Annotated in this window: 16 protein-coding genes; 8 read left to right on the forward strand and 8 right to left on the reverse strand. The window is 73.4% G+C overall.

Features of this window, described 5'->3' with window-relative positions:
• Nucleotides 1-105 precede the first annotated feature (105 nt).
• Nucleotides 106-4,308 carry a S8 family serine peptidase gene (locus Cba03nite_RS05665; protein ID WP_203742745.1) on the reverse strand — a complete coding sequence of 1,401 codons (4,203 nt, stop codon included), beginning with the start codon at nt 4,306-4,308 and terminating at the stop codon, nt 106-108.
• Nucleotides 4,309-4,400: 92 nt separating this feature from the next.
• Between Cba03nite_RS05665 and Cba03nite_RS05670 the strand changes: the two genes are divergently transcribed.
• Nucleotides 4,401-5,348, forward strand: a complete 948-nt coding sequence (locus tag Cba03nite_RS05670; protein ID WP_203742747.1) for a helix-turn-helix transcriptional regulator — start codon at nt 4,401-4,403, stop codon at nt 5,346-5,348.
• Between the two features lie 116 nt (nt 5,349-5,464).
• On the opposite strand, the gene Cba03nite_RS05675 is transcribed toward Cba03nite_RS05670, so the two are convergent.
• The gene (locus Cba03nite_RS05675) at nt 5,465-5,875 is read right to left on the reverse strand and encodes an ester cyclase (protein WP_203742749.1); all 411 of its coding nucleotides are present in this window, start codon (nt 5,873-5,875) and stop codon (nt 5,465-5,467) included.
• Between the two features lie 18 nt (nt 5,876-5,893).
• Nucleotides 5,894-6,787 (reverse strand): NAD-dependent epimerase/dehydratase family protein, encoded by an 894-nt coding sequence (locus Cba03nite_RS05680; RefSeq protein ID WP_203742751.1) that lies wholly within the window; start codon nt 6,785-6,787, stop codon nt 5,894-5,896.
• A 218-nt stretch (nt 6,788-7,005) separates the two neighbouring features.
• Between Cba03nite_RS05680 and Cba03nite_RS05685 the strand changes: the two genes are divergently transcribed.
• Nucleotides 7,006-8,193, forward strand: a complete 1,188-nt coding sequence (locus Cba03nite_RS05685) for an MFS transporter (protein WP_203742754.1) — start codon at nt 7,006-7,008, stop codon at nt 8,191-8,193.
• 207 nt (nt 8,194-8,400) lie between these two features.
• Here Cba03nite_RS05685 and Cba03nite_RS05690 read toward each other — a convergent pair whose 3' ends face one another.
• The 5 genes from Cba03nite_RS05690 to Cba03nite_RS05710 all read right to left on the reverse strand — a co-directional run bounded on the left by Cba03nite_RS05690 (nt 8,401) and on the right by Cba03nite_RS05710 (nt 14,330).
• On the reverse strand, nt 8,401-9,573 hold the full coding sequence (locus tag Cba03nite_RS05690; protein ID WP_203742756.1) for a hypothetical protein: 1,173 nt from the start codon (nt 9,571-9,573) through the stop codon (nt 8,401-8,403).
• Between the two features lie 143 nt (nt 9,574-9,716).
• The gene (locus Cba03nite_RS05695) at nt 9,717-10,178 is read right to left on the reverse strand and encodes a hypothetical protein (RefSeq protein ID WP_203742758.1); all 462 of its coding nucleotides are present in this window, start codon (nt 10,176-10,178) and stop codon (nt 9,717-9,719) included.
• A gap of 191 nt (nt 10,179-10,369) precedes the next feature.
• Nucleotides 10,370-11,632: an amidohydrolase/deacetylase family metallohydrolase gene (locus Cba03nite_RS05700; RefSeq protein WP_203742760.1), complete on the reverse strand. Its 1,263-nt coding sequence runs from the start codon at nt 11,630-11,632 to the stop codon at nt 10,370-10,372.
• An 18-nt stretch (nt 11,633-11,650) separates the two neighbouring features.
• Nucleotides 11,651-12,553: an HAD family hydrolase gene (locus Cba03nite_RS05705; protein ID WP_203742762.1), complete on the reverse strand. Its 903-nt coding sequence runs from the start codon at nt 12,551-12,553 to the stop codon at nt 11,651-11,653.
• A 1-nt stretch (nt 12,554) separates the two neighbouring features.
• A complete protein-coding gene (locus tag Cba03nite_RS05710; protein WP_203742764.1) occupies nt 12,555-14,330 on the reverse strand; it encodes an arylsulfatase in 1,776 nt (591 codons plus the stop codon).
• Nucleotides 14,331-14,443: 113 nt separating this feature from the next.
• Between Cba03nite_RS05710 and Cba03nite_RS05715 the strand changes: the two genes are divergently transcribed.
• The 6 genes from Cba03nite_RS05715 (at nt 14,444) to Cba03nite_RS05740 (ending at nt 21,259) form a co-directional block, all read left to right on the forward strand.
• On the forward strand, nt 14,444-15,151 hold the full coding sequence (locus Cba03nite_RS05715) for a ZIP family metal transporter (RefSeq protein ID WP_203742765.1): 708 nt from the start codon (nt 14,444-14,446) through the stop codon (nt 15,149-15,151).
• A 97-nt stretch (nt 15,152-15,248) separates the two neighbouring features.
• The gene (locus Cba03nite_RS05720; protein WP_203742767.1) at nt 15,249-15,950 is read left to right on the forward strand and encodes an HdeD family acid-resistance protein; all 702 of its coding nucleotides are present in this window, start codon (nt 15,249-15,251) and stop codon (nt 15,948-15,950) included.
• Nucleotides 15,951-15,955: 5 nt separating this feature from the next.
• A complete protein-coding gene (locus tag Cba03nite_RS05725; RefSeq protein WP_505661183.1) occupies nt 15,956-16,921 on the forward strand; it encodes a formylglycine-generating enzyme family protein in 966 nt (321 codons plus the stop codon).
• A 71-nt stretch (nt 16,922-16,992) separates the two neighbouring features.
• Nucleotides 16,993-18,573 carry a trypsin-like serine protease gene (locus Cba03nite_RS39545; protein WP_239125492.1) on the forward strand — a complete coding sequence of 527 codons (1,581 nt, stop codon included), beginning with the start codon at nt 16,993-16,995 and terminating at the stop codon, nt 18,571-18,573.
• A 34-nt stretch (nt 18,574-18,607) separates the two neighbouring features.
• Nucleotides 18,608-19,870: a hypothetical protein gene (locus Cba03nite_RS05735; RefSeq protein ID WP_203742768.1), complete on the forward strand. Its 1,263-nt coding sequence runs from the start codon at nt 18,608-18,610 to the stop codon at nt 19,868-19,870.
• 60 nt (nt 19,871-19,930) lie between these two features.
• Entirely contained in the window at nt 19,931-21,259 is a 1,329-nt protein-coding gene (locus tag Cba03nite_RS05740) for an ATP-dependent 6-phosphofructokinase (RefSeq protein WP_203742769.1), read from the forward strand.
• Nucleotides 21,260-21,407 lie beyond the last annotated feature (148 nt).

The raw sequence follows: 21,407 nt of genomic DNA on the forward strand, positions 1-21,407 counted from the left end.
GGAAGGGTCAGGCCGCACCGTCCGGCTGGGACAGTGCGGCCTGACCTGCGAGAGGTTAAGAAGGGCACCTTCCTATACGTAAAGCGTTAAGAAGGTGCCCTTCCTTTACAGGGGGAGGCGGTGGGTGCCGCCGCGGAGGGTGCCGGCGAAGAGCCAGCGGCCGTCGGGGCTGACGGCGATGGTGATGACGTCGGTGTTCTGGAGGCCGGACGAGATGTTGTGCCAGGTGCGGCCGCCGTCGGTGCTGCGCAGGACGCCGCGTCCGCCCTTGGCCAGGCCGTAGGAGGAGTGGGCGGTGGTGGCGGCGTAGAGGGTGTCGCCCTTGGCCGCGAAGTCGGACACGAGCAGGGACAGCGGGCCGGTGTCGGCGGTGCGGAAGGTGCGGCCGCCGTCGGTGCTGGTCCGGATCGTGTCGCCGCCGAGCACGAAGCGCCCGCCGTCGAGGTGGATCGCGGTGACCGGGCCGTCGGCGACCTTGGTGAGGTTCACGCCGCCGTCGTCGGAGCGGTAGAGGCCGCTGTTCATGCCCAGCCAGAGGCGGCGCGGGTCGGCGGGGTCGCCGGCCAGTGCGTTGACGCGTTCGGGCAGGTAGAGGTTCTTCCAGGTGCGGCCGTTGTCGCGGGTGACCGTGAGGCCCTGGTCGGACAGCCGCTCGAAGCCCGCGTACACCTGGCCGGGGTCGGCGGGGTGGATCAGCAGCGCGGTCGGCTTCTCCGAGGCGGTGGCCAGCTCGGTCCACTCGTGGCCGCCGTCGTCGCTGCGGGCGAGCACGAACTGGTCGCCCCAGCCGAGGCGGCGGACCTTCCAGAGCACCTTCGGGTCGGCCGGGGAGGCGGCCAGGTGCTCCGCGCCCTCGCCGATCCAGCCCTCGCCCCGCGCCGCGCCCCACTCGGCGCTCGTCGCGGGCGACGTGGTGCGGTAGAGGCCGTTCTCGGTGCCGGCGAGCAGGTCGCCGCCGGTGAAGGCGAGGTCGTACACGGTGGTGCCCTGCACGCCGAGGCGGCGGAACCCGTCGCCGGACGCGGCGTAGACGCCCGCCGTGGTGGTCGTCGCGGCCGTGCCGTCGGGCCAGCGGTCGTAGTCGTAGACGTACGCGTCGTGCGACGGCAGGGCGACGGACTCCCAGGTCCGGCCGTGGTCGCGGCCGCGCAGGCCCTCGCCGGACAGCGTCGCCGCGTACAGCTCGCCGCCGGTCGCGCGCAGCGTGCTCAGGCCGAAGTCGCGCTGGTACAGGGTGGACCAGTGCTGCCCGCCGTCGTGCGAGCCGACCACGCCCTCGCCCCAGACCACCGCGGCGACCACGCCCTCGTCGGCGGCGAGTGCCGCGACGAACCGGGAGCCGCCGTCGTACACCTGGACCGCCGTGCCCGGCGTGCCCGAGGTGATCCCGGACAGTTTCCACACGCCGTCGTACGTGCCGAGGTAGAGGTCGTCGCCGCCGATCGCCGTGTACACGATCTCGCCGGGCACCCCGGACGGCTGCGGCGTCCACGTGTCGCCGCCGTCGGTGCTGGTCAGCAGGGTGCCGCTGACCACCGCCACCAGCACGCGCGCCTGGGCGTCGGCGAGCAGGCCGGTCACCCAGCCCTCCGGCGCGGGCAGCGTCGTCCAGGTGCGGCCCTTGTCGGTGGTACGCAGGATCCGCCCGCCCGCCTGCGGGTCGTTCACCGCGTACCACCAGCGGGCCGCGTTCTCCGGGTCGACCACGACGGTGCCGAGGCCGGAGCCGCCGCCGACCGGGAGCCGGTTGAGCTGGCTCCAGGTCGTGCCGTGGTCGGTGGTGAGCCAGAGGCCCGCCTTGTAGTCAGTGGTCATGACGCCCTGCGCGCCGTCGGCCGGGGTGAGCGTGAGCTGGCCGCCCGCGCCGTTCGGGCCGACCGGCTGCCACCTGTTGCGCCGCACGTCCTCGGGGGTGACCTCGAAGCCGCTCGCGCCGCTCAGCCGCTGCCCGGTGGCCGCGGTGCCCTGGACGCTGATGCCGTACGCGCCGGGGTGCGCACCGGTCAGGTCGGCGGTGTAGACGGTGTCGTAGCGGTGCGTCGCGGTGACCGTGTACGGCTTGCCGCGCGGCGGGTCGACGGTCACCACCGGGGCCGCCCCGAGGGCGGTCGGCGCGCCGATCCACACGGTGCTGGTGCCGTCGCTCGGGTCGGGCGTGGCCGCCACGATCAGCGGGCGCACGACCAGCAGGTACGGCACCCGCGTGACGCGGCCCGAGCCGCCGTCGGCGGTGATGACGCCGGAGATCTCGGTGTCCCCGGCGGGCCGCTTCGCGGACAGCGTGACGGCGACCTTCGCGGTCCGCCCGGCCGGGACGGTGACCCGGTCCGGCTTGAGGCGCACGTCGGCCGAGCCGGCGCGCAGGCGCACGGTCATCGCCCGGGTGCCGGAGTTGTGCAGGGTCACCGTGGCGCTGCCGCCCACCTTCGGGCCGGACAGGTCCGCGAGGCCGAACGAGATGCTCGCGGGGGACGCGGTGAGCACCGCCTGCGCCGCCGCTGCGACGTCGAGGCGGCCCGCGCCGTACGCGGTCGGGGTGCCGCCCACCGGCTTCGCGGTGCCCGTGAGCGTGGACAGCACCGCGGCGGGGTCCTGGCCGGGGTGCAGCTGGCGCAGCAGCGCGGCGGCGCCCGCCACGTGCGGGGCGGCCATCGAGGTGCCGGACATCAGGTACTGCCCCGGCCCGAACAGCGCCGTCGGCACCGTCGAGCGGATGCCCACACCGGGCGCGACCAGCTCCGGCTTGAGGCCGAACCGCAGCGACGGGCCGCGCGAGGAGAACGACGCGATCCGGTCGGTCACGTCCTCGCCCTTGAGCGTCACGTCGACCGGACCGGCGGCCAGGCGCGCGGTCAGCTCCTCGTACTGCGTGCCGTCCATGCCGAGCACGACCAGCTTGTCCATCCGGTACAGGTCGCCGGAGGCCTGCGTACCCACGAGGCCCTTGGCCAGGTCCTTGGCCAGCCCGCGCGGGCCGCCCGACGGGGCGGCGGGGACGGCGCCGCCGGCGGAGGCCACCACGGGGCCGCCACCGCCGCCCTGGCCGGAGATCACCGCGAGCGCGCCGCGCCGCTCCAGCTCCTTGGCCAGGTCTAGCTCCCACTGGGTGAGGTAGTCGAGCACCGGCGCGGCGTAGCCGTTGATCCGCACGATCTTGCCGTGCAGGTCGCCCGCCGCGTCCAGCTCCTCGGTGCTGCCGGACCCGCCGTCCACGAGCCGCCCGGTGACCGGCTCGGCCGCCGGGTTCGCCGACAGGTGCCCGCGGTAGGTCTGCACCCGCACGCCGTCCACATAGGCCGTGGGCAGCACCATGTTGCTGGTGGACGCGCCCACGGCGATGACGCCGTCGGCCGCGGCCGGGGTGCTGACGGTGTCCCGGCCCGGGCCGCTGTTGCCGGCCGAGGCCACCACGACCACGCCCGCCTCGGTCGCGGCCGTCGCGGCCAGGCCCAGCGGGTCCAGGCCGTCGCCGAAGCCGCCGAGGCTCATATTGATCACGTCGGCCCGGTGCGGGTTGGCCGGATCGGCCGCCGCCTCCAGGCCCGCGATGATGTCCGAGGTGTAACCCTCGCCCCACTCGTTCATCACCTTGTACGCCAGCAGGTCCGCCTCCGGCGCGACGCCGGTGATCCCGCCCGGCGCCGCCGCCCGGCCCGCGATGATGCCCGCGACGTGGGTGCCGTGCCCGTTGTCGTCCATCGGGTCGGCGTCGCCGTTGGCGAAGTCGTACCCGCCGACCACCTTGAAGCCCGCGCCGAAGCCGCCGCCCAGGTCCGGGTGGGTGTAGTCGATGCCGCTGTCCAGCACCGCGACGGTCACCCCGGTGCCGTTGGCGGGGGTGCCCGTGCCGTCCTGCCGCTGCCAGACCTCGGGCGCGCCGATCAGCGGCACGCTCACGTCGGTGTGCGCCCGCACCGGGGCGTCCGGCACCACCGCGAGCACACCCGGCAGCGCGGACAGCCGCGCCACGTCGCCGGCGGGCACCGTGGCGGCGACCGCGTTGACCAGCAGGCCGAGCGGGCGCTCGCGGGTCACCCGCAGGCCCTGGCGGCGCGCGGTGTCGAGCAGCGCGCGCTGGCGGTCCTGCACCGCCTTGCGGGCGTCGCCGACCCGGGCCGCATCGGCGCCACGCGCGTCGCGCAGCGAGCCGCCCGGGGCCGCGGCGACCGCGGCGTCACCGGCCAGCAGCACGATGACGCGCCGCAGCGCCGGCGGGGGTGCGGCGTCCGCCGGGGACCAGGCCGAGACGAGCCCGGCGGCGAGGACGACCGAGAGCCCGGCCGCGATGGAACGAGGGGGGAGTTTCATGACTGTTCGGTCTAGTGGTCGTGACCTTGAGGGCGCAATGACATCGGCTGGCCCGTTGCTGCCGGTGGCACTTTTGGGCCAGGATCAGGCACATGACCTCCGAGCTGACCCCCGCCGGTGTCGACCCCTTCGACGAGGCCGTCTACCGGGCCGTTCTCGTGCGCCGCACGGCCTCCCCCGCCGACCTGACCGCGGAACTCGGCTGCTCGGCGGAGCGGGTGGCCCGCGCGCTGGACCGGCTGCGCGACCACGGCCTGGTCGGGCGCCTGGCCGGGCGCAGCCGCCGGTATGCCGCGATCGAGCCGCAGGCCGCGGTGTCCGCCCTGGTCCGCAGCCGGGCCGCCGAGCTGGACCAGGTGCAGGCCGCCGCCGGCAAGCTGGCCCTGCTGTTCGCCGCCGCGCACTCCGGCACCGGCGAGGAGATCGAGATCGTCACCGGCAGCGAGGCGCTGGGCCGCTGGTTCGTGCAGATCCAGCAGGAGGCGCGCGAGGAGGTGATCACGCTGGACCGGCCGCCGTACGCGCTGACCACCTCGAACCCGATCGAGCAGGCCAACATCGCGCGGGGCGTGAAGTACCGGGCCGTGTACGCGCCCGAGGCGCTGGAGTGGCCCGGCGTCTTCGACGACATCCGGGAGCTGATCGGCCACGGCGAGCAGGCCCGCGTGCTGCCGGGGCTGCGCATCAAGCTGGCCATCGTGGACCGGCGCATCGCCCTCATGCCGCTGTCACTTGACCTGACCGACGTGCGGGCCGCCGTGATCCGGCCGTCCACACTGCTCGACGGCCTGATCGACTACTGGGAGCTGTGCTGGCGCAGTGCCGTGCCACTGCAGGCCCCCGCCGAGGACCCGGTGTCCGAGGAGGACCGGGCGCTACTCGCGCTGCTGGTCAGCGGCCTCAAGGACGAGGCGATCGCGCGCCAGCTCGACTGGTCGGTGCGCACCATGCGCCGCCGCATGAGCCGCCTCTACGAGCTACTCGGCGCCGCCAACCGCTTCCAGGCCGGCGCCATCGCCGCCCGCCGCGGCTGGATCTGACCCCGCCCCTCCTGCTGCCGCCGCGCCCGGTCAGCAGTTTCGGGGAAAGTGCAGGCACCGGTCGCGTGATGCGTGCACTTTCCCCGAAACTGCGGCCGCCCAGCGGCGGTGTGGGGTCAGGGCTCCGGGGGGAGCATGCCGACGCCGAGCTGCTGGAGGAGCTGGAAGAGCTCGTTGACGCTCCAGACGTCGGTGATGCGGCCGTCGTCGTCGAAGGTCAGGATGGTAACCCCCGCGTAGGTGACGGCGCGGCCGGTGGGCGGGACAGGGCCGAAGTGGCCCTCCTGGGTGCCGGTGGCGTGCCAGCGCAGCGCCGCCTTCGGCCCGTCGGCGAGCACGTCGAGCAGCTCGTAGCGCAGGTCGGGGAAGGACGCCCGGCGGTCGCGGTGCCAGGCCAGGGTGCCCTCGGGACCGTGCGCGCCCAGCCCGGGGCAGTCGGCCGCGACCAGGTCGTACGCCGACTCCTCGCGGCCGCCGTTCCACACGTCGGCCACGAACCTGCGGGCCCTGTCCGCGTAGTCAGACATGGCCCGCAGCGTACCGGCTCAGGGGCGCGGGTTGCTCCGCACGAATTCACCGATGTACTCGTCCAGCGCGACCTTCGGCGTCCAGCCCAGCGCCCGGACCTTGCTGTTGTCGGCCCGGCCGTGCACCCGCTCGCCGCGCTTGGCCGGGATCATGACGTACTCGGTGCCGAACAGCTTCGCGACCTCGGTCAGCTCCCACTCCCGGCCGCAGCCGAGCAGGTAGCCGTCGCCCTTGCCGCCCTCGGCGGAGACCAGGATGCCGGAGATGATGTCCGAGATGTGGGTGAAGTCGCGGGTCTGCGTGCCCGGGGAGACCACGGTCAGCGGCTCGCCGGCCAGGTACTGCCGCTCGAAGATGCCGATCACGGTGGCGTAGGTGCCCGCGCTGATCTGGCCCGGCCCGTACGCGTTGTAGAAGTACGTGATCACGTAGTCGAGGCCGTACCACTCGCCGTAGTTCTTGATCAGCTCGACGTTCTTGGCCTTGGTCCACGCGTACGGGTTCAGGTGCTCGTCGCGGCCCTCGTTGCCGAACTTCGAGCTGGACGCGGAGTAGACGAGCCGGGCGCCGTGCTGGGCGCAGAACCGCACGACCTCCTTGGTGCCGTGCGTGTTGTACTCCCACGTCCGGTCGAACTCGTCGAACGACTGCACGATCCGGGCGTACTCCCCCAGGTGGAAGACCATCTTCGGGGAGTCCAGGCCGTGCTCGGCCCAGATCTTGAAGATGTCGACCGTCGAGCCGTCGAGGTAGGTGACGCGCGGGTCGTCGATCTCGTTCTCGTGCGTGCCCGTGAAGTAGTTGTCGACGGACACGATCCGCGCGGCGGGGCGGGACTCCAGCAGCGCGCGGATGAGGTGCGTCCCCACGAAGCCGGCTCCGCCGGTGACCAGCAGCGTCTCGTTCGTCATGATTCTCGGCTCCCGCAGCTCGACTTCACCGGCACCGCCCGGCGCGGGCCGGGGAGCGGGCGCGACCGCTCACCCGAGGCCTGGCCAGGGCAACTGGCAGCATACAGCCGGGGTGGCGGGCCCGGCCGGGCCGGTTCGCCTCATTTCGGCCCGACATTCATGATATTCGCAGTACGGCATGACGTCCCGGCACCCGCGCACCCCCTCGGAGCCCGCCTATGACCTCGCCCTCGACCGTCCCGCCCGCGGTGCGCCGCGGCCGCCTGGCCGTCTGCCTGCTGTTCGGCCTGTACGGCGTGATCCTGGGCACGTGGACCGCCCGCATCCCGGCGGTCAAGCAGGGGCTCGGCCTGTCCGACGGGCAGCTCAGCCTCGGGCTGCTCGCCTTCGCGGCGGGCGCGATCATCGGCATGCAGGCGGCGGGGCGGCTGGTCGACCGGTACGGCACCGGGCGGCTGCTGCTTCCGGTCGCGCTCGCCGACGGGGCGCTGCTGGTGTCCCCGGCGTACGCGCCGAGCCTGGCCGTGCTGGCGGCGTGCCTGCTGGCCTTCGGCATCACGCACGGGCTGCTCAACATCACCATGAACGCGGCCGCGGTCGAGGTGCAGCGTGCGCGGCAGGCGCCGATCATGTCCTCGTTCCACGCGGTGTACAGCGTCGGCGGGTTCCTGGGCGCGGCCGTGGGCGGGGTGTTCGCGTACGCGGAGCTGGGCGCGGCGCCGACGTTCCTCGCCGTCGCGCTGGTGGTGGCCGTGACCGCGGTGGCCGCCGCGCGGCTGCGCCTGGCACCGGCCGAGGTGCCCGCCGCCGAGGCGGCCGAGCGGGCGCCGGGCGGGCTGCGCGGGGTCACCTTCCTCGGGGTGCTGGTGTTCTGCTGCCTGGTCGGCGAGGGGGCGGCCGCGGACTGGAGCGCGGTGTACCTGCGCGACAGCCTGGGCAGCTCGCCGGGGTTCGCGGCGGCGGCGTACGCCGCGTTCTCGATCATGATGATGGCGGGGCGGCTGGTCGGCGACCGGCTGACCGCGAGGCTCGGGCCGGTGCGGCTGGTCCAGGGCAGCGGGGTGCTGGCCGGGGTCGGGCTCGGGCTCGCCCTGCTGGTCGGGCACCCGGTCGCGGGGGTGGCCGGGTTCGGGCTGCTCGGCGCGGGGCTGGCGTGCATCGCGCCGCAGGTGTTCTCGGCCGCGGGCTGCCAGGACCCGGCGCGCGCCGGGCAGGCCATCGCGCGGGTGGCCAGCCTCGGGTTCCTCGGCTTCGTCGTCGGGCCACTGGTCATCGGCGCGCTCGCCGAGTTCACGGGGCTGCCCGCCGCGCTGGCGATCCCGGCCGTCCTGGCCCTGTTCGTCGCGCTGGCCGCGCCGTCCCTGCGCCCGAGTCCAGCGGCCACACCTGCCACCGCCGAGGGCTGAGCCACCCCGTCCGCCCGCGCGGTGCCGCCCCGCGCGGGGCCGGGGGCATGATCGCTACTTCGTGTCGAAACCTAAGGCCCGGCCGCACCTTTTGACACGAGATACCGATCTTCGCGCGGAGAGTCGGTCTCCCGCCGGGTAGACGTCGGCGCCGGAGGTTAAGAAGGTGCCCTTCCTCTACGGAAAGCGTTAAGAAGGTGCCCTTCCTTACTTGAGGGTGGAGGAGGTGACGGTGGGGTTGCGGGCGCCGAGGAAGAAGATGCCGGGGTAGCCGCGGGTCTCGAAGCCGTCGCTGGGGTTGCGGCGCAGGGTGGAGCCCTCGATGGTCATCGTGCCGGTGCGGTCGTTGCTGACGAAGAAGACCGCGCCGCCGCCCTCCTCGGCGTGGTTGTCCTGGATGATCGTGCCCGCCAGGCGCACCGTGAACAGGTTGCCGTCGGTGTAGATCGCGCCGCCGCTGCCGCCGCCGGGCAGGCCCGCGCGCGCCGGATTGGCGCCGTGCCCGATCGCGCTGTTGTGGGTGAGCAGGCTGTTGAGCACCACCCAGGACACGCCGATGCTGCTCAGCGCGCCGCCGTTGGAGCAGCGCCCGCCGAGGCCCGGCCCGCCGCCGAAGGTGCTGTGCACGATGTACACCGGCAGGCCCTTCGACTGGCTGAGCACCCGGATCGCCGCGCCGCCCAGGTCCGGGCCGGTGCTGTCACAGCGGTTGCGGATGAAGCGGGAGTTGACCACCTTCAGGCGCCCGCCGCGTACGAAGATCGCCCCTCCCCCGCCGCCCTCCGCCGTCTCGCCGGTGGAGTTGCCGTCGGCGAAGGTCAGGTTCTGCACGGTGAGCTGCGGGTGGTCCTGGTCCTGGCAGTGCGAGGTGGTCCAGCCCTGCGCCTGGTCACAGGTGTTCATGTAGAGGATGCGCCGCTTGCCGCCCCCGCTCAGCGTGATCCTGCCGCCGCCGTCGAGCACGATCTTCGGCCCGTTCGCGTTCCTGACCTTCGCGGTGGCCGTCATGGTGATGGTGAGCGGGTCCGGCCCGCAGTCGAACGTGATGATCCCGCCCGCCGCGACCGCCGCGACCACGGCCTTCGAGGTGCAGCTCGCGGGCGTGCCGTTGCCGATCACCCGGGTCGGCTTCGCGGTGTTCACCGCCCGCGCCTCGGCCGGCACCACCGCCTTGCCCTTCGGGTTGCCCGGCGCGAACACGGCCGCGGCGGCCGACGGCGACGGCACGGCGGTGGCGCTCGGCGCTGCCGAGGGAGCGCTGCTCGCCCCCGCTCCGACCCAGCTCGGCTGTGGGTTGGCCGCGGGCGTCGCGGTGCCGCACCCCGCGAGCGCGAGCGCGATCAGGACGGCGGCAGGTGCGGTGAGGGCAGAGGTACGCACCGCAGGATGCTATTCCGTCCCCGCCCGGCCCGCGCGCCACACGACCTCCCGCGTCGATCTTGCGCGAACTGTTAGGGATTTGCCCGGAAGGGGCGTGTCGTACCCACAGTTCACGCAAGATCGGCGCGGGAGAGGGAGCCGAGTCAGCGTGGGGTCGGGGTGCCGGCTGAGGCGGCGCCGCAGATGGCGATCATCTGGTCGGAGAGGGCGTCGATGCGGGTCACGTCGAGGTTTTGGAGGGACTCGACGGTGGTGAGGCTCTTGCCCTGGGTTTCGAACTCGTCGGCGAGCTGGCCGAGGGTGGTCTTCACGTCGGCGGCGTCGGCGGTGGCGGCGTCGGTGCGCAGGTCGGCGGCCAGGTCGACCAAGGAGGTGCCGGCCTTCTTGACCGACTGGTCGGCGGCGGTCATGTCGCCGGAGTCGGCGGCCTTGGTGACGTTGGAGAGTTCGCGGGCGAAGACGGTGAGGCCGTCCTCGACGGTCTTGGCGGTCTTGGTGCACACCGCCGGGGTCGGTTCGGCGGCCGCGGCCGGGACGGCGCTGAGGCCGAGCGCGGCGAGGAATGTGGTGGTGAGGATGCAGGCAACTCGCGAGAGGCGTCGCATGACGTCCTCCAATCGGGGTTACGGTGCCGGCTGGGAGAGCCGGCCCCCAAGGAATCCATCCTCCGCCCTGGTCAGGGTGCGTGGACGGGCTCGGCGAAAGTCGCCCTGCCACGCCGCCGGGGGCGGTACATTGCCGCTCCTCCGGCCGGCGGACCCGCCGCGCGGGAGCGCGCGGCCTGGTCGAGCACCGGTCAGGGGGCGGTGGGGCGGGGGAACTGGTCGGCCAGCGCTTCGGGGCCGACCAGAGGGGTGGTGAGCAGGGCTCGGATCCGGCGGTCGCGGTCGGCGAGGGCGGCGCGCTGGGCGTCGGTGAGCGGGATCCAGGGGCGCGGGGGTGCGGGCAGGCGCGGCGGGAGCGGGCGGCCGGCGACGTAGGTGGCCTCGTTGCGCAGGCGCAGGGGCGCGGTGCGCTGCTGGCCGTGTACGTCGGCGACGGGGAACGAGCCGTGCTCGATGGTGAACACGGCGAGGTCGGCGGGGGCGCCCTCGGCCAGGGTGCCGGTGCCGGCGGGCAGGGCCAGCGCGCGGGCGGGGGCGATCGTCGCCGCCGCGACCACCTCGGGCAGGGTCATGCCCGCGGCGAGCAGCTTCGCCATGGTGGTGGGCAGGTCGAAGACGGGGCCGTGCAGGGAGCGGCCGTGCAGGTCGGTGGAGACGGTGTGCGGCGGCATTCCGGCGGCGAGCTGCTCCTCCAGCACGTCGAAGGCGAAGCCGCCGGAGCCGTGCCCGAGGTCGAACAGCACCCCCGCGTCGTACGCGCGGCGCACGGCGGGGGCCGGGGCGCCCCGGCCCATGGCGATGCCGCTGGCGCAGTGGGTGACGATGTCGCCCGCGCGCAGCAGCGGCAGCACGTCCGCGACGGCGGGCGGGGCGGCGCCGACGTGCACCATCAGCGGCAGTTCGCAGGCGCGGGCCACGGTGACGGCGCGGCGCAGCGGCTCCAGGCCGTGCGGGCCGACGGTCTCGGCGTCGATCCGGGCCTTTATCCCGTACACGAGGTCGCGGTTGGCGGCGACGGTGGCCACGGCCAGGTCGGCGTCGCAGTGCGCGAGGTCGCGCGACTCCCCGGTGCGGCCGGTCAGGCCGAGGGCCGAGATGTTGAGCAGCACCGGCACGCGTACGGCGTGCCCCCGCACCGCCTCGCGCAGCGCGGGCAGGCCGTAGGCGCCCGCCGAACCGGCGTCGACCCAGGTGGTGACGCCGGAGCACCAGGCGGCGGGGTCGGGGTCGATTCCCCAGTAGGTCGCGCCGGGGTGGACGTGCGTGTGCAGGTCGACCAGGCCGGGGGTGACCAGCCGCCCGGACACGTCGACGACCTCGCGCGCGCCGTCACGGGGCAGGCCGGCGGCGACCGCCGCGATCCGGCCGCCGGACACGGCCACGTCGAGCACCGCGTCCCGCCCACCGGCCGGGTCGAGCACGCGGCCGCCGGTGAGCAGCAGGTCGTACGCCACGGCACGACCCTACGCGGCTCAGGGCGGGAACACAGTGGCCCAGTCGTCGCGCATGCTGACCACGGTCCAGCCCTCGCGGCGGCCGATGTCGACGATCGGCTCGGTGTCGGTGGTGGTGACCCCGGCCGAGGCGTACGCGTACTCGCGCTCGCCGTCGTCGTGGTCGATCAGCAGGGCCAGGCTGGGCGAGCCGGCCGCGTGCGCGTACTCCAGCATCTCCCGGTCGCCCGCGGAGTTGCCCGCCGCGAAGATGGGACGGCGGCCGAGCTGCGTCTGGATGTGCTCGACCTTGGCCCGCCCCTCGTTGACCTCGCCGAGCGCCTGGGCGGTGCGCACCAGCGCCGGACCCTCGCCGCGCTCCTCGAAGTGGTACTCCACCAGCGTGCCGACCACGTCGTCGGGCGCTACGCCGTAGAGGTCGCGGCTGACCGCGCGGACGAACTCGGTGCCGCCGCCGGTCACGATGAACACCGCGAAGCCGTGTGCGCGCAGCGCCTCCAGCAGCTCCTGCATCGGCTGGTAGACGAGCTTCGGGTAGGGCACGCCCCGCTCCGGGTGCTTCTCGCTGTAGACGAAGTCGCGCGCCCGGCCGGTGAACTCGTCCGGCGTCCAGCCGGCGCACAGCTCCAGCAGCGCCAGTGCGACCCGCTGCAGGCCCAGCTCGCCGAGCGCGGCGTGGTCGCCGTCCAGCAGCGCCCGGTACTCGGCGCGTCCGGCCAGGCCCGGGTCGTGCTCGACCGCCTGGTGCAGGGTGCGCACCAGGAACTCGTACTGGATGTAGCCGGGCCGCTCGCACCAGAGCGTGCCGTCGTTGTCGAGCACCGCGACCCGCTGCTCGGGCGGCAGCGCCAGCGCCTCGTCGAGGAACGAGGCGACGGCGTCGCGCGTGGGGCCGGGTCGCCAGGAAGGGAGGAAGGCCACGTCAGTGGCTCCCTATGCCGTCCAGCATCTTCTCCATGATCTGGTCGACGGTGAAGCTGGCCGCCTCCTGCCGGGGCGGGAACTCCGCGAAGGTCGCCAGGAAGTCGCCGACCAGCTTCTGCGCCGCCGGCAGCATGTACGCGCGGTCGAGCACCCACTCGTAGTAGGAGTTCGAGGTGATGTCGGCCCGCTCGTAGGGGTCGGTGCGCAGGTTGAAGATCTTGGGCACCCGCAGCGGCGTGAACGGCTCGGCCCAGACCCGCAGCGTGCCCGGGGCGCGCTGCTCCATGAACACCAGCTTCCAGTTGTCGAACCGGAGCGCGGTGAGGTCGCCGTCGTCGGAGAAGTAGAAGAAGCCCTCGCGAGGGCTGTGCGGCTCGTCGCCGGTGAGGTACGGCAGCAGGTCGAACCCGTCCAGGTGCACCTTGAACGTCTTGCCCGCCGCCTCGTGCCCCCGCTTCAGCTTCTCGGCGATGTCGGGGTCCCCGGCCGCCGCCAGCAGCGTGGGCAGCAGGTCGAGGTGGCTGACGATCTCGTTGGCGACCCGCCCCGCCGCGATGCGGCCGGGCCAGCGCAGCAGCGCCGGCACCCGGTAGGCGCCCTCCCAGTTGGAGTTCTTCTCGTTGCGGAACGGCGTCATGCCGGCGTCCGGCCAGGTGTTCAGGTGCGGGCCGTTGTCGGTGCCGTACACGACGATCGTGTCGTCGGCGAGGCCGAGCTGGTCCAGCACGCCCAGCAGCTCGCCGACGATGCGGTCATGGTCGACCATCACGTCGTGGTAGTCGGACTGCCAGCGGCCCGCCCAGCCCTTGATCTCGGGCCGCGGATGCGTCTTGAAGTGCATGTGCGTGGTGTTGAACCAGACGAAGAACGGCGTGTCCGCGTCGGCCTGCCGCTGGATGAAGTCGGCCGCGTGCGCGAACACCTCGTCGTCGATGGTCTCCATGCGCTTGCGGGTCAGCGGCCCGGTGTCCTCGATCTTCTGGCCGCCGCCCGGCAGCGCCCAGCAGTGCAGCACGCCCCGGGGCCCGAACCGCTCGCGGAAGTCGGGGAAGGAGCGCGGATCGGGATAGTCGGCCTGCTCGGGCTCCTCCTCGGCGTTGAGGTGGTAGAGGTTGCCGAAGAACTCGTCGAAGCCGTGCGCGGTGGGCAGGAACTCGTCCCTGTCCCCGAGGTGGTTCTTGCCGAACTGGCCGGTGGCGTACCCGTGCGGTTTGAGCAGCTCGGCGATGGTGGGGTCGGCGGCATGCAGGCCCAGGTCCGCACCGGGAAGACCGACCTTGGACAGGCCGGTGCGGAACACCGCCTGGCCGGTCAGGAAGGCCGAGCGGCCCGCGGTGCAGCTCTGCTCGCCGTAGTAGTCGGTGAAGCGCACGCCCTCGTCGGCGATCCGGTCGATGTTGGGCGTGCGGTAGCCCATCAGCCCGTCGCTGTAGCAGCTCAGGTTGCTGATGCCGATGTCGTCGCCCCAGATCACCAGGATGTTCGGCTTGCGCCCGCGGCTGCCGCCGGTGGCGGCGGCGCGAGCGGCGGGGGTACGCGACGGGCCGCGTCCCGCCCGCGCGGCGGCCCGGCTGGGCGGGGCCTTCTTCGCCGCGGCGGGCGCCGCCGCCTTCTTGCCCGGCCCCGCCTTGCGCGCGACGGGCGCCGCCTGCTCCGTGACGGGCGCGGGCTTGCCGGTCGCCTTCCGGGCGGCGGTGCTCTTCTTCGCGGCGGGCTGCTTCGCAGGGGCCTGCTTCGCGGGAGACTTCTTCGCCGTGGACCGGCTCGGGGCCATGGTTCCTCCAGACGTCGTCCTACCGCGATCCAGTATTCCGCCCTATAAGAGCAATGTTCCTGTTTTCGGATGGATTGACTTGCTACCGTCGCGTGCAGACGATGGGGGCGCGCGTGACTGCGTTGGAGGCCGCCGCCTGGGGTGGCATAGCGGCGTTCTCGCTGGTCGTCGGCGCCTGGCTGGCGTTCCGCGAGCGGCCGGTGTCCGACTCGCGGGTCGGCCTGGTGATGGGCTTCGGCGCCGGCGCGCTGCTCGCCGCGATCGCCTACGAACTGGTGCCCACCGGGTTCAACCAGGATCTGCTCATGTTCTCCGCGTTCGGCCTGGGCGCGCTGGTGTTCTTCTTCGTGGACCACCTGGTCACCGGGCGGCAGAGCATGGGCGCCGCCTCCGCCGACCGGTCCATCGTGGTGGGCGCGCTGCTCGACGGCATCCCCGAGTCGCTGGTGCTGGGCATCGGGGTGGCCGCGGGCGGCGAGGTGGCGATCGCCTTCCTCGTCGCCGTCTTCATCTCCAACCTGCCGGAGGCGCTCGGCGCCAGCGCCTTCATGCGCGCCGCCGGGCACACCCGGGGCCAGGCGTACCGCGTGTGGTGGGGCGTCGTCGCCGTCTCGGCCGTGTCCGCCGCGCTCGGCGCCGTCGCGTACAAGATGGTGCCGGGCTCCGAGGGGGGTTACATCGAGGCCTTCGCGGCGGGCGCGGTGCTGACCATGCTGGCCGACTCGATGATCCCGGAGGCGTACAAGCTGGGCGGTAAGACGACCGGCCTGCTGGCCGTGCTCGGCTTCGCGGTGGCGGGCGCGCTGTCGGGGCTCGAATGAGCGCGTGGCGATCACGGACGAATTATCGAAATGCCGCATCACTGGATGAGCCGGTGCATAGTCTGCAAGCGGATGAAACTCACTTCCGGGAGGACAGATGAGCACCGCAACGCCCAGTCCCAGCACCGGGCAGCCCGGCATGAAGCCTGCGACCGGCGCGGCGACCGCGCCGACGGCCGCCAGGCCCGGCCCGGTGCCACCCGGCACCGCGGGCACGGACGTGTTCACCACGGGACAGGCGACGATGGCGTCGAAGGTGCCGTGGTGGCTGTTCCTCATCACCGGCGTCTGCTGGATCATCGTCAGCTGGTTCGTGCTGGCCTACAACCAGGAGCCGGTGCGCAGCCTCGGCACCATCGCCGCGCTGGCCGGGATCATCGTGCTGGTGGCGGGCGTGTTCGAGCTGATCCAGGCGTTCACCGCGCCCGGCTGGCGCTGGCTGCACGCCATCCTCGGCGTGCTGTTCGTGATCACGGGCATCGTCTGCTGGGTCAACCCCGGCGGCACGGTGTTCTGGCTGGCCGCCTTCATCGGGTGGTACCTGCTGTTCAAGGGAGCGGCCGACATCGTGCTGGCCTTCCTCACCAAGAAGGAGCACGACGGCTGGTGGCTCGGCCTGATCATCGGCATCATCGAGGTGCTGCTGGGCTTCTGGGCGGCGGGCCGCTGGTTCCGCTCGTTCGAGCTGCTCATCGTGCTGGTCGGTGCGATCTGCCTGGCCCGCGGCATCACCGACTTCATCATGGCGTTCCGCATCCGTGACCTGAACAAGCAGGCCAAGGCCGCGGGACTGCCGTGAGCGAACTGATCACGCCAACCCGCCCGGGACGCGACGGCGAGAAGCCGCCGCGTCCCGGCATGGTGTGGCTGCCCGGCGGCACGTTCCGGATGGGCTCCGACGCCCACTACCCGGAGGAGGCGCCCGCGCACACGGCACGGGTCGGCGGCTTCTGGATCGACCGGCACCCGGTCACCAACCGGGAGTTCCGCGCGTTCGTCCAGGCCACCGGGCACGTCACCGTCGCCGAGACCGCCCCCGACCCGGCCGACTACCCCGGTGCCGACCCGTCGCTGCTGGTGCCCGCCTCGGTGGTGTTCGTCAAGCCGCGGCAGCGCGTCGACCTGCGCGACATCACCAACTGGTGGCACTTCGTGCCGGGCGCGCACTGGCGGCGGCCGTACGGGCCCGGTTCCTCGCTCGACGGCCTGGACGACCACCCCGTGGTGCACGTGGCCTGGGCCGACGTCGCCGCGTACGCGGCCTGGGCCGGGGGCGACCTGCCCACCGAGGCCGAATGGGAGTACGCCGCCGGAGGCGGCGCCGCCCAGCCCGCCGAGTTCGCCTGGGGCGCCGAGCTGACCCCGGGCGGGATGCACCTGGCCAACCTCTGGCAGGGCGAGTTCCCGGTGCTCAACCTGGCCGCCGACGGCTACGAGACCACCGCGCCCGCCGGCTCCTTCCCGCCCAACGCGTTCGGCCTGTCCGACATGATCGGCAACGTGTGGGAGTGGACGTCGGACTGGTACGGCGCCCACCAGCCCGGCACGGCCGACGCCTGCTGCGCGCCCGCCGGCCCGCGCGGCGCCACGGAGCAGGGCAGCTACGACCCGGCGACACCGGGCGTGCGCATCCCGCGCCGGGTGACCAAGGGCGGCTCGTTCCTGTGCGCGCCGAACTACTGCCGCCGTTACCGGCCCGCGGCCCGCATGCCGCAGGCGGTCGACACCTCCACCTGCCACCTGGGGTTTCGCCTGGTGGTGCGGCCGTAACGAGCCGCGTTCGCGATTCGTCGCTATGATGCCCCGGTTGTCGAGAGACGCCTAGTACGGGGAGGTCAGGCGTGTCGCGAAACCGTCGCGTCATCATGTCCGTCATCGCCGCCACCGCGGTCGCCCTGAGTGTGGGCACCCTGGCGGCCGCAGGAGTGATCCCCGCCGCGTGGCACGAGCCCGCGGCCGAACCCGCCGCCGAGGCCGCACCGGCCGCCGGACCGCCCGGGGCGCTGCGCGGCGGCGCCGTCCAGCCGCTGACCGGCCGCAGCGCCGCGCCCGTCGGCCCGGCCAAGGACCCCACCACCGCCAACCCCGGCGCGCTCGCCGCGCCGCACTCGGTCGCCTTCCTGCGCACGCAGTACGGCATCACCGAGGCCGAGGCGGTGCGCCGGCTCGCGCTGCAGCAGTCGGCGCCCGCGCTGGCGCAGCGCCTGTCGGCGAGCCTGCCCGACGCGTACGCCGGGCTGTGGCTGGACCAGGAGGCGGGCGGCCTGCTGCGGGTCGGCATGACCAGGCCCGACCTGCTGGAACCCGCGCTCGCCGGGGTCGCCGACGCCGCGCACGTGCGGGCCGTGCCCGCCACCCGCTCGCTGAAGCAGCTCCAGGCCACGGCGGCGAAGCTGTCCGCCGACCTGGCCGGGCGCACCGACGTGGAGATCGCGGTGGACGCGCCGTCCAACCAGGTCGTGGTGACCGCCCCGGCGGGCGCCGACCTGACCGGGATCAGCCCCGCCGTGACCCGTGCGGGCGGCGCGGCGCGGCTGCACCGCAGCCCGCGCCCGGCCGGTGTGCCGAAGTCGTGCGACCCGCTGAACTGCCTGCAGCCTCCGCTGCGCAGCGGGATCCGGCTGGACGTCCCGCGGGACAACGGCACGGTCGGCGGCTGCACCACGGGCTACGTGCTGCGCTCGCAGAAGACCGGGGAGCGCTTCGTGCTCACTGCCGGGCACTGCGTGCTCAACCCCGCGACGCACAGCCGCATCGACGACACCTGGCACCGCTACCTGGTGGAGAAGATGCCCGTGGTGGTCGAGCACCCCGACGCCACGCTGCGGGCGGCGCTCGGCGAGAACATCGCCGGGGTCAGCCCCTACGACTACGCGATCATGCCGTACGCCGACACCCGCACGGCGAACTTCTGGAACGGCGGCCAGGTGCAGCTGCGCAGCGCGGCACGGTCCGTCTCCGGCGGCCTGATCAACGAGTGGTGCCCCGGCGGCTGTCCGGGCGGCGGCACGATCCCGGTCACCGGCGTCACCCCGCTGGCCAACGTCCTGGTCGGCTCGGTGGTGTGCGCCACCGGCTCGGGCTACACACCCGCCGCCGGGGAGAAGATCATCGACTCCGGCGCGGGCGCGGGCTACCAGCCCGGCACGCGCTGCGGCACCGTCGTGAAGAAGGGCGTGCTGATCTCCGTGAAGATCTGCGCCCGCCCCGGCGACAGCGGCGGCCCGCTGTTCACCGAGGCCGACGGCAAGGCGGTCGGCATCCTCAAGTACGGCGACCCGGGTCAGGGCGCCTGCACCAATGCCGACGAGTGGAACCACTACGCTCCGGTCGAGACCATCCTGTCGCGGGTGAACTCGCGTACCGACCTGCAGTTCGAACTGGTCACGGCCGGCACCGCGACGGGGCCCGCACCCCGGTAACCCCGTTCACGACGGCACCGGAGAGGATTCCTGCATGTCCTCCGCCCCCACCGCCGTGCTCGCCCCTGCGCCGGAGAAGGCGCCGGACGCCCACCCGGCGACGCGGCCGCGGCGGTGGCGGGCACGGGGCCGGGCGCTGCTCGCGCCGCTGCTGGCGTACCTGGCGAGCCACGCCCTGTACGCCGCGGCGGCGGCCGCCGTGTCCGAGCCGTACCTGCCGGTCGACGGCCGGGTGCGCGCCGACTCGGGGCTCTACGCGCTGGTCGCCTCGCGCGGCTACGAGCTGTTCCTCTGCGACAGCGACCCGGCGCTGGGGCCGATGTTCGCGCCGGGCGCCTGGTGCGGCACGGCCGGCTGGTTCCCGCTCTACCCCGCGCTGATCCGGGTGCTCACCTGGCCCACCGGGATCGGCGAGTACGTGGCGGGCCTCGTCATCACCGAGCTGTGCCTGCTGGCGGCCTTCGTGCTGCTGTGGCGGCTGCTGCGGGGCACCGGCACGGCGCGGCCGGTGGCGTGGGCCGTGCTGGCCCTGGCCGCGCTGCTGCCGTCGGGCATCTACCTGCGCGCGGTGTTCCCCATGGCGCTCGCCGTGGTGCTGCTGCTGGCCTGCGTGAGCGCGCTGCGCTCCGGCCGGTGGTGGTGGGCCGGGGTGTTCGGCGCGCTGGTCGCCACGGCGTACCCGATGGGCGTCGCGGTGGCCGCCATCGGCTTCGGCACGGTGGTGACCCTGCTCGGCCGGGGTGAGCTGCGCCCGCTCGCGGCGGCGCGGGCCGCGCTGGCGGTGTGCGGGCTGCCGGTGGCGGGGCTGCTGGCGGTGTTCGCGGTGCACCGGGTGACCGTGGGGCACTGGAACGCGTACATGATGATCCAGGAGCACTACGGCAACGGCGTGCACAACCCGCTGACCTCGCTCTACAAGCTGGCGATCGAGCCCGCCGTGATCCCGGTCGCCGAGCCCCGGCAGGACCTGCTGTGGGAGCTGGACGTCTACACCGACGCCGAGCTGTGGTGGTCGCTGGCGCTGGTGCTGCTCGCGGTCACCGCGGCGGTGATCGCGTCCGGGCGGGGCACGCTGCGCCGCTACGACGCCGGGCTCGCCCTCTACGCGGTGGCGATCTTCGTCGGGCCGCTGATCGCCGGACCGGCCGTGTCGCAGTACCGCTCGCACTCGCTGCTGCTGCCCGCGCTGCTGGTGCTGCGGCATCTCCCGGCGCGCCTGCTCTGGCCGTACGCGGTGGGCGCCGGGGTCATCGCCGTGCCGATGGGGATGCTGTTCTCGACCTGGCTGCTGTTCTAGGCGTCGCCGGGCGGACGCGGCCACGATAGGCTGCGGTCCCCTGAATCATGGAGGACGGCGATGGTTCCGCAAGCCGTTGACCTGACCGTACGCACCCTCGGTGAATGCCGCATCGAGTCTCCGCTGGCGCCGCTGCTGCCGGAGCCCGAGAGCACCGAGCACTACGTCGACGAAGACGACCGGGTGCTGTTCGACGACACGCGCAGCATGGTGGCCGCGCGTAAGACCAAGCTGGACGCGCTGCCCGGCTTCGAGCCCGGCGGCCCGCGCCGCAAGATCTTCTTCCAGCCCTCGAAGACCCGCGTCGGCATCGTGACCTGCGGCGGGCTCTGCCCCGGCCTCAACGACGTCATCCGCGGCCTGGTGCTGGAGCTGACCTCGCACTACGGCGTCACCAAGATCTACGGCTTCCGCAACGGCTACCAGGGCTTCATCGCCGGCTACGGGCATCCCCCGATCGACCTCGACGCCGAGGCGGTCAGCGGCATCAACGAGTACGGCGGCACCATCCTCGGCACGTCCCGGGGCAGCCAGGACCCGTACGAGATCGTCGACTGCCTGGAGCAGATGAGCATCAACGTGCTCTTCGTCATCGGCGGCGACGGCTCCATGCGCGGCGCGCTCACCATCGCCGACGTGGTCAAGGAGCGCGGCCTGAAGATCGCCGTGATCGGCGTGCCGAAGACCATCGACAACGACATCCCGTACATCGAGCAGAGCTTCGGCTTCCAGACCGCGTTCTCCAAGGCCACCGAGTCGCTGCGCAGCGCCCACGTGGAGGCCCGCGCGGTGCCCAACGGAGTCGGCCTGGTGCAGGTCATGGGCCGCCACTCGGGCTTCATCGCCTGCTACGCGACACTGGCCAACAACGACGCCGACTACGTGCTCATCCCCGAGGTGCCGTTCCAGCTCGACGGGGAGAACGGCTTCCTCGCCCACCTGCGGCGGCGGGTCGCCGAACGCGGGCACGCGGTGGTGGTCGCCGCCGAGGGCGCCGGGCAGGAGTACCTGGAGTCCGACGAGCCCGGCCAGGTCGACAAGTCCGGCAACCGCAACCTCAAGGACATCGGCCTCTTCCTGCGCAAACGCATTGCGGAGGACTTCGCCGCGCACGGCATGGAGTCCAGCCTCAAGTACATCGACCCCAGCTACGCCATCCGCAGCGTGCCGGCCAACCCGTACGACAGCGTCTACTGCATCCGGCTCGCGCACGCCGCCGTGCACGCGGCGATGGCCGGGCGCACCGCGATGGTGGTCGGCCGCTGGCGCGGCCGTTTCGTCCACGTCCCCATCGCCCTGGCCATCAGCAAGCGCAACCAGGTCGACCCCACCGGCGACCTCTGGATGTCCGTCCTCGAAACCACCGGCCAACCCCGCCACTTCGGCTGACCCACCGGCCCCGCCCCCGCCGCCGCCACTCCTGCCGCCGCCAGTTTCGGGGAAAGTGCACGCATCGCTTGACCAGCGCCTGCACTTTCCCCGAAACTGGCGGCCCCTCGTCGCCGAGGGAGGACGCGGAGGGCGCCGACCAGCGGGG

This window comes from Catellatospora bangladeshensis, from assembly GCF_016862575.1.
Lineage (GTDB): Bacteria > Actinomycetota > Actinomycetes > Mycobacteriales > Micromonosporaceae > Catellatospora > Catellatospora bangladeshensis.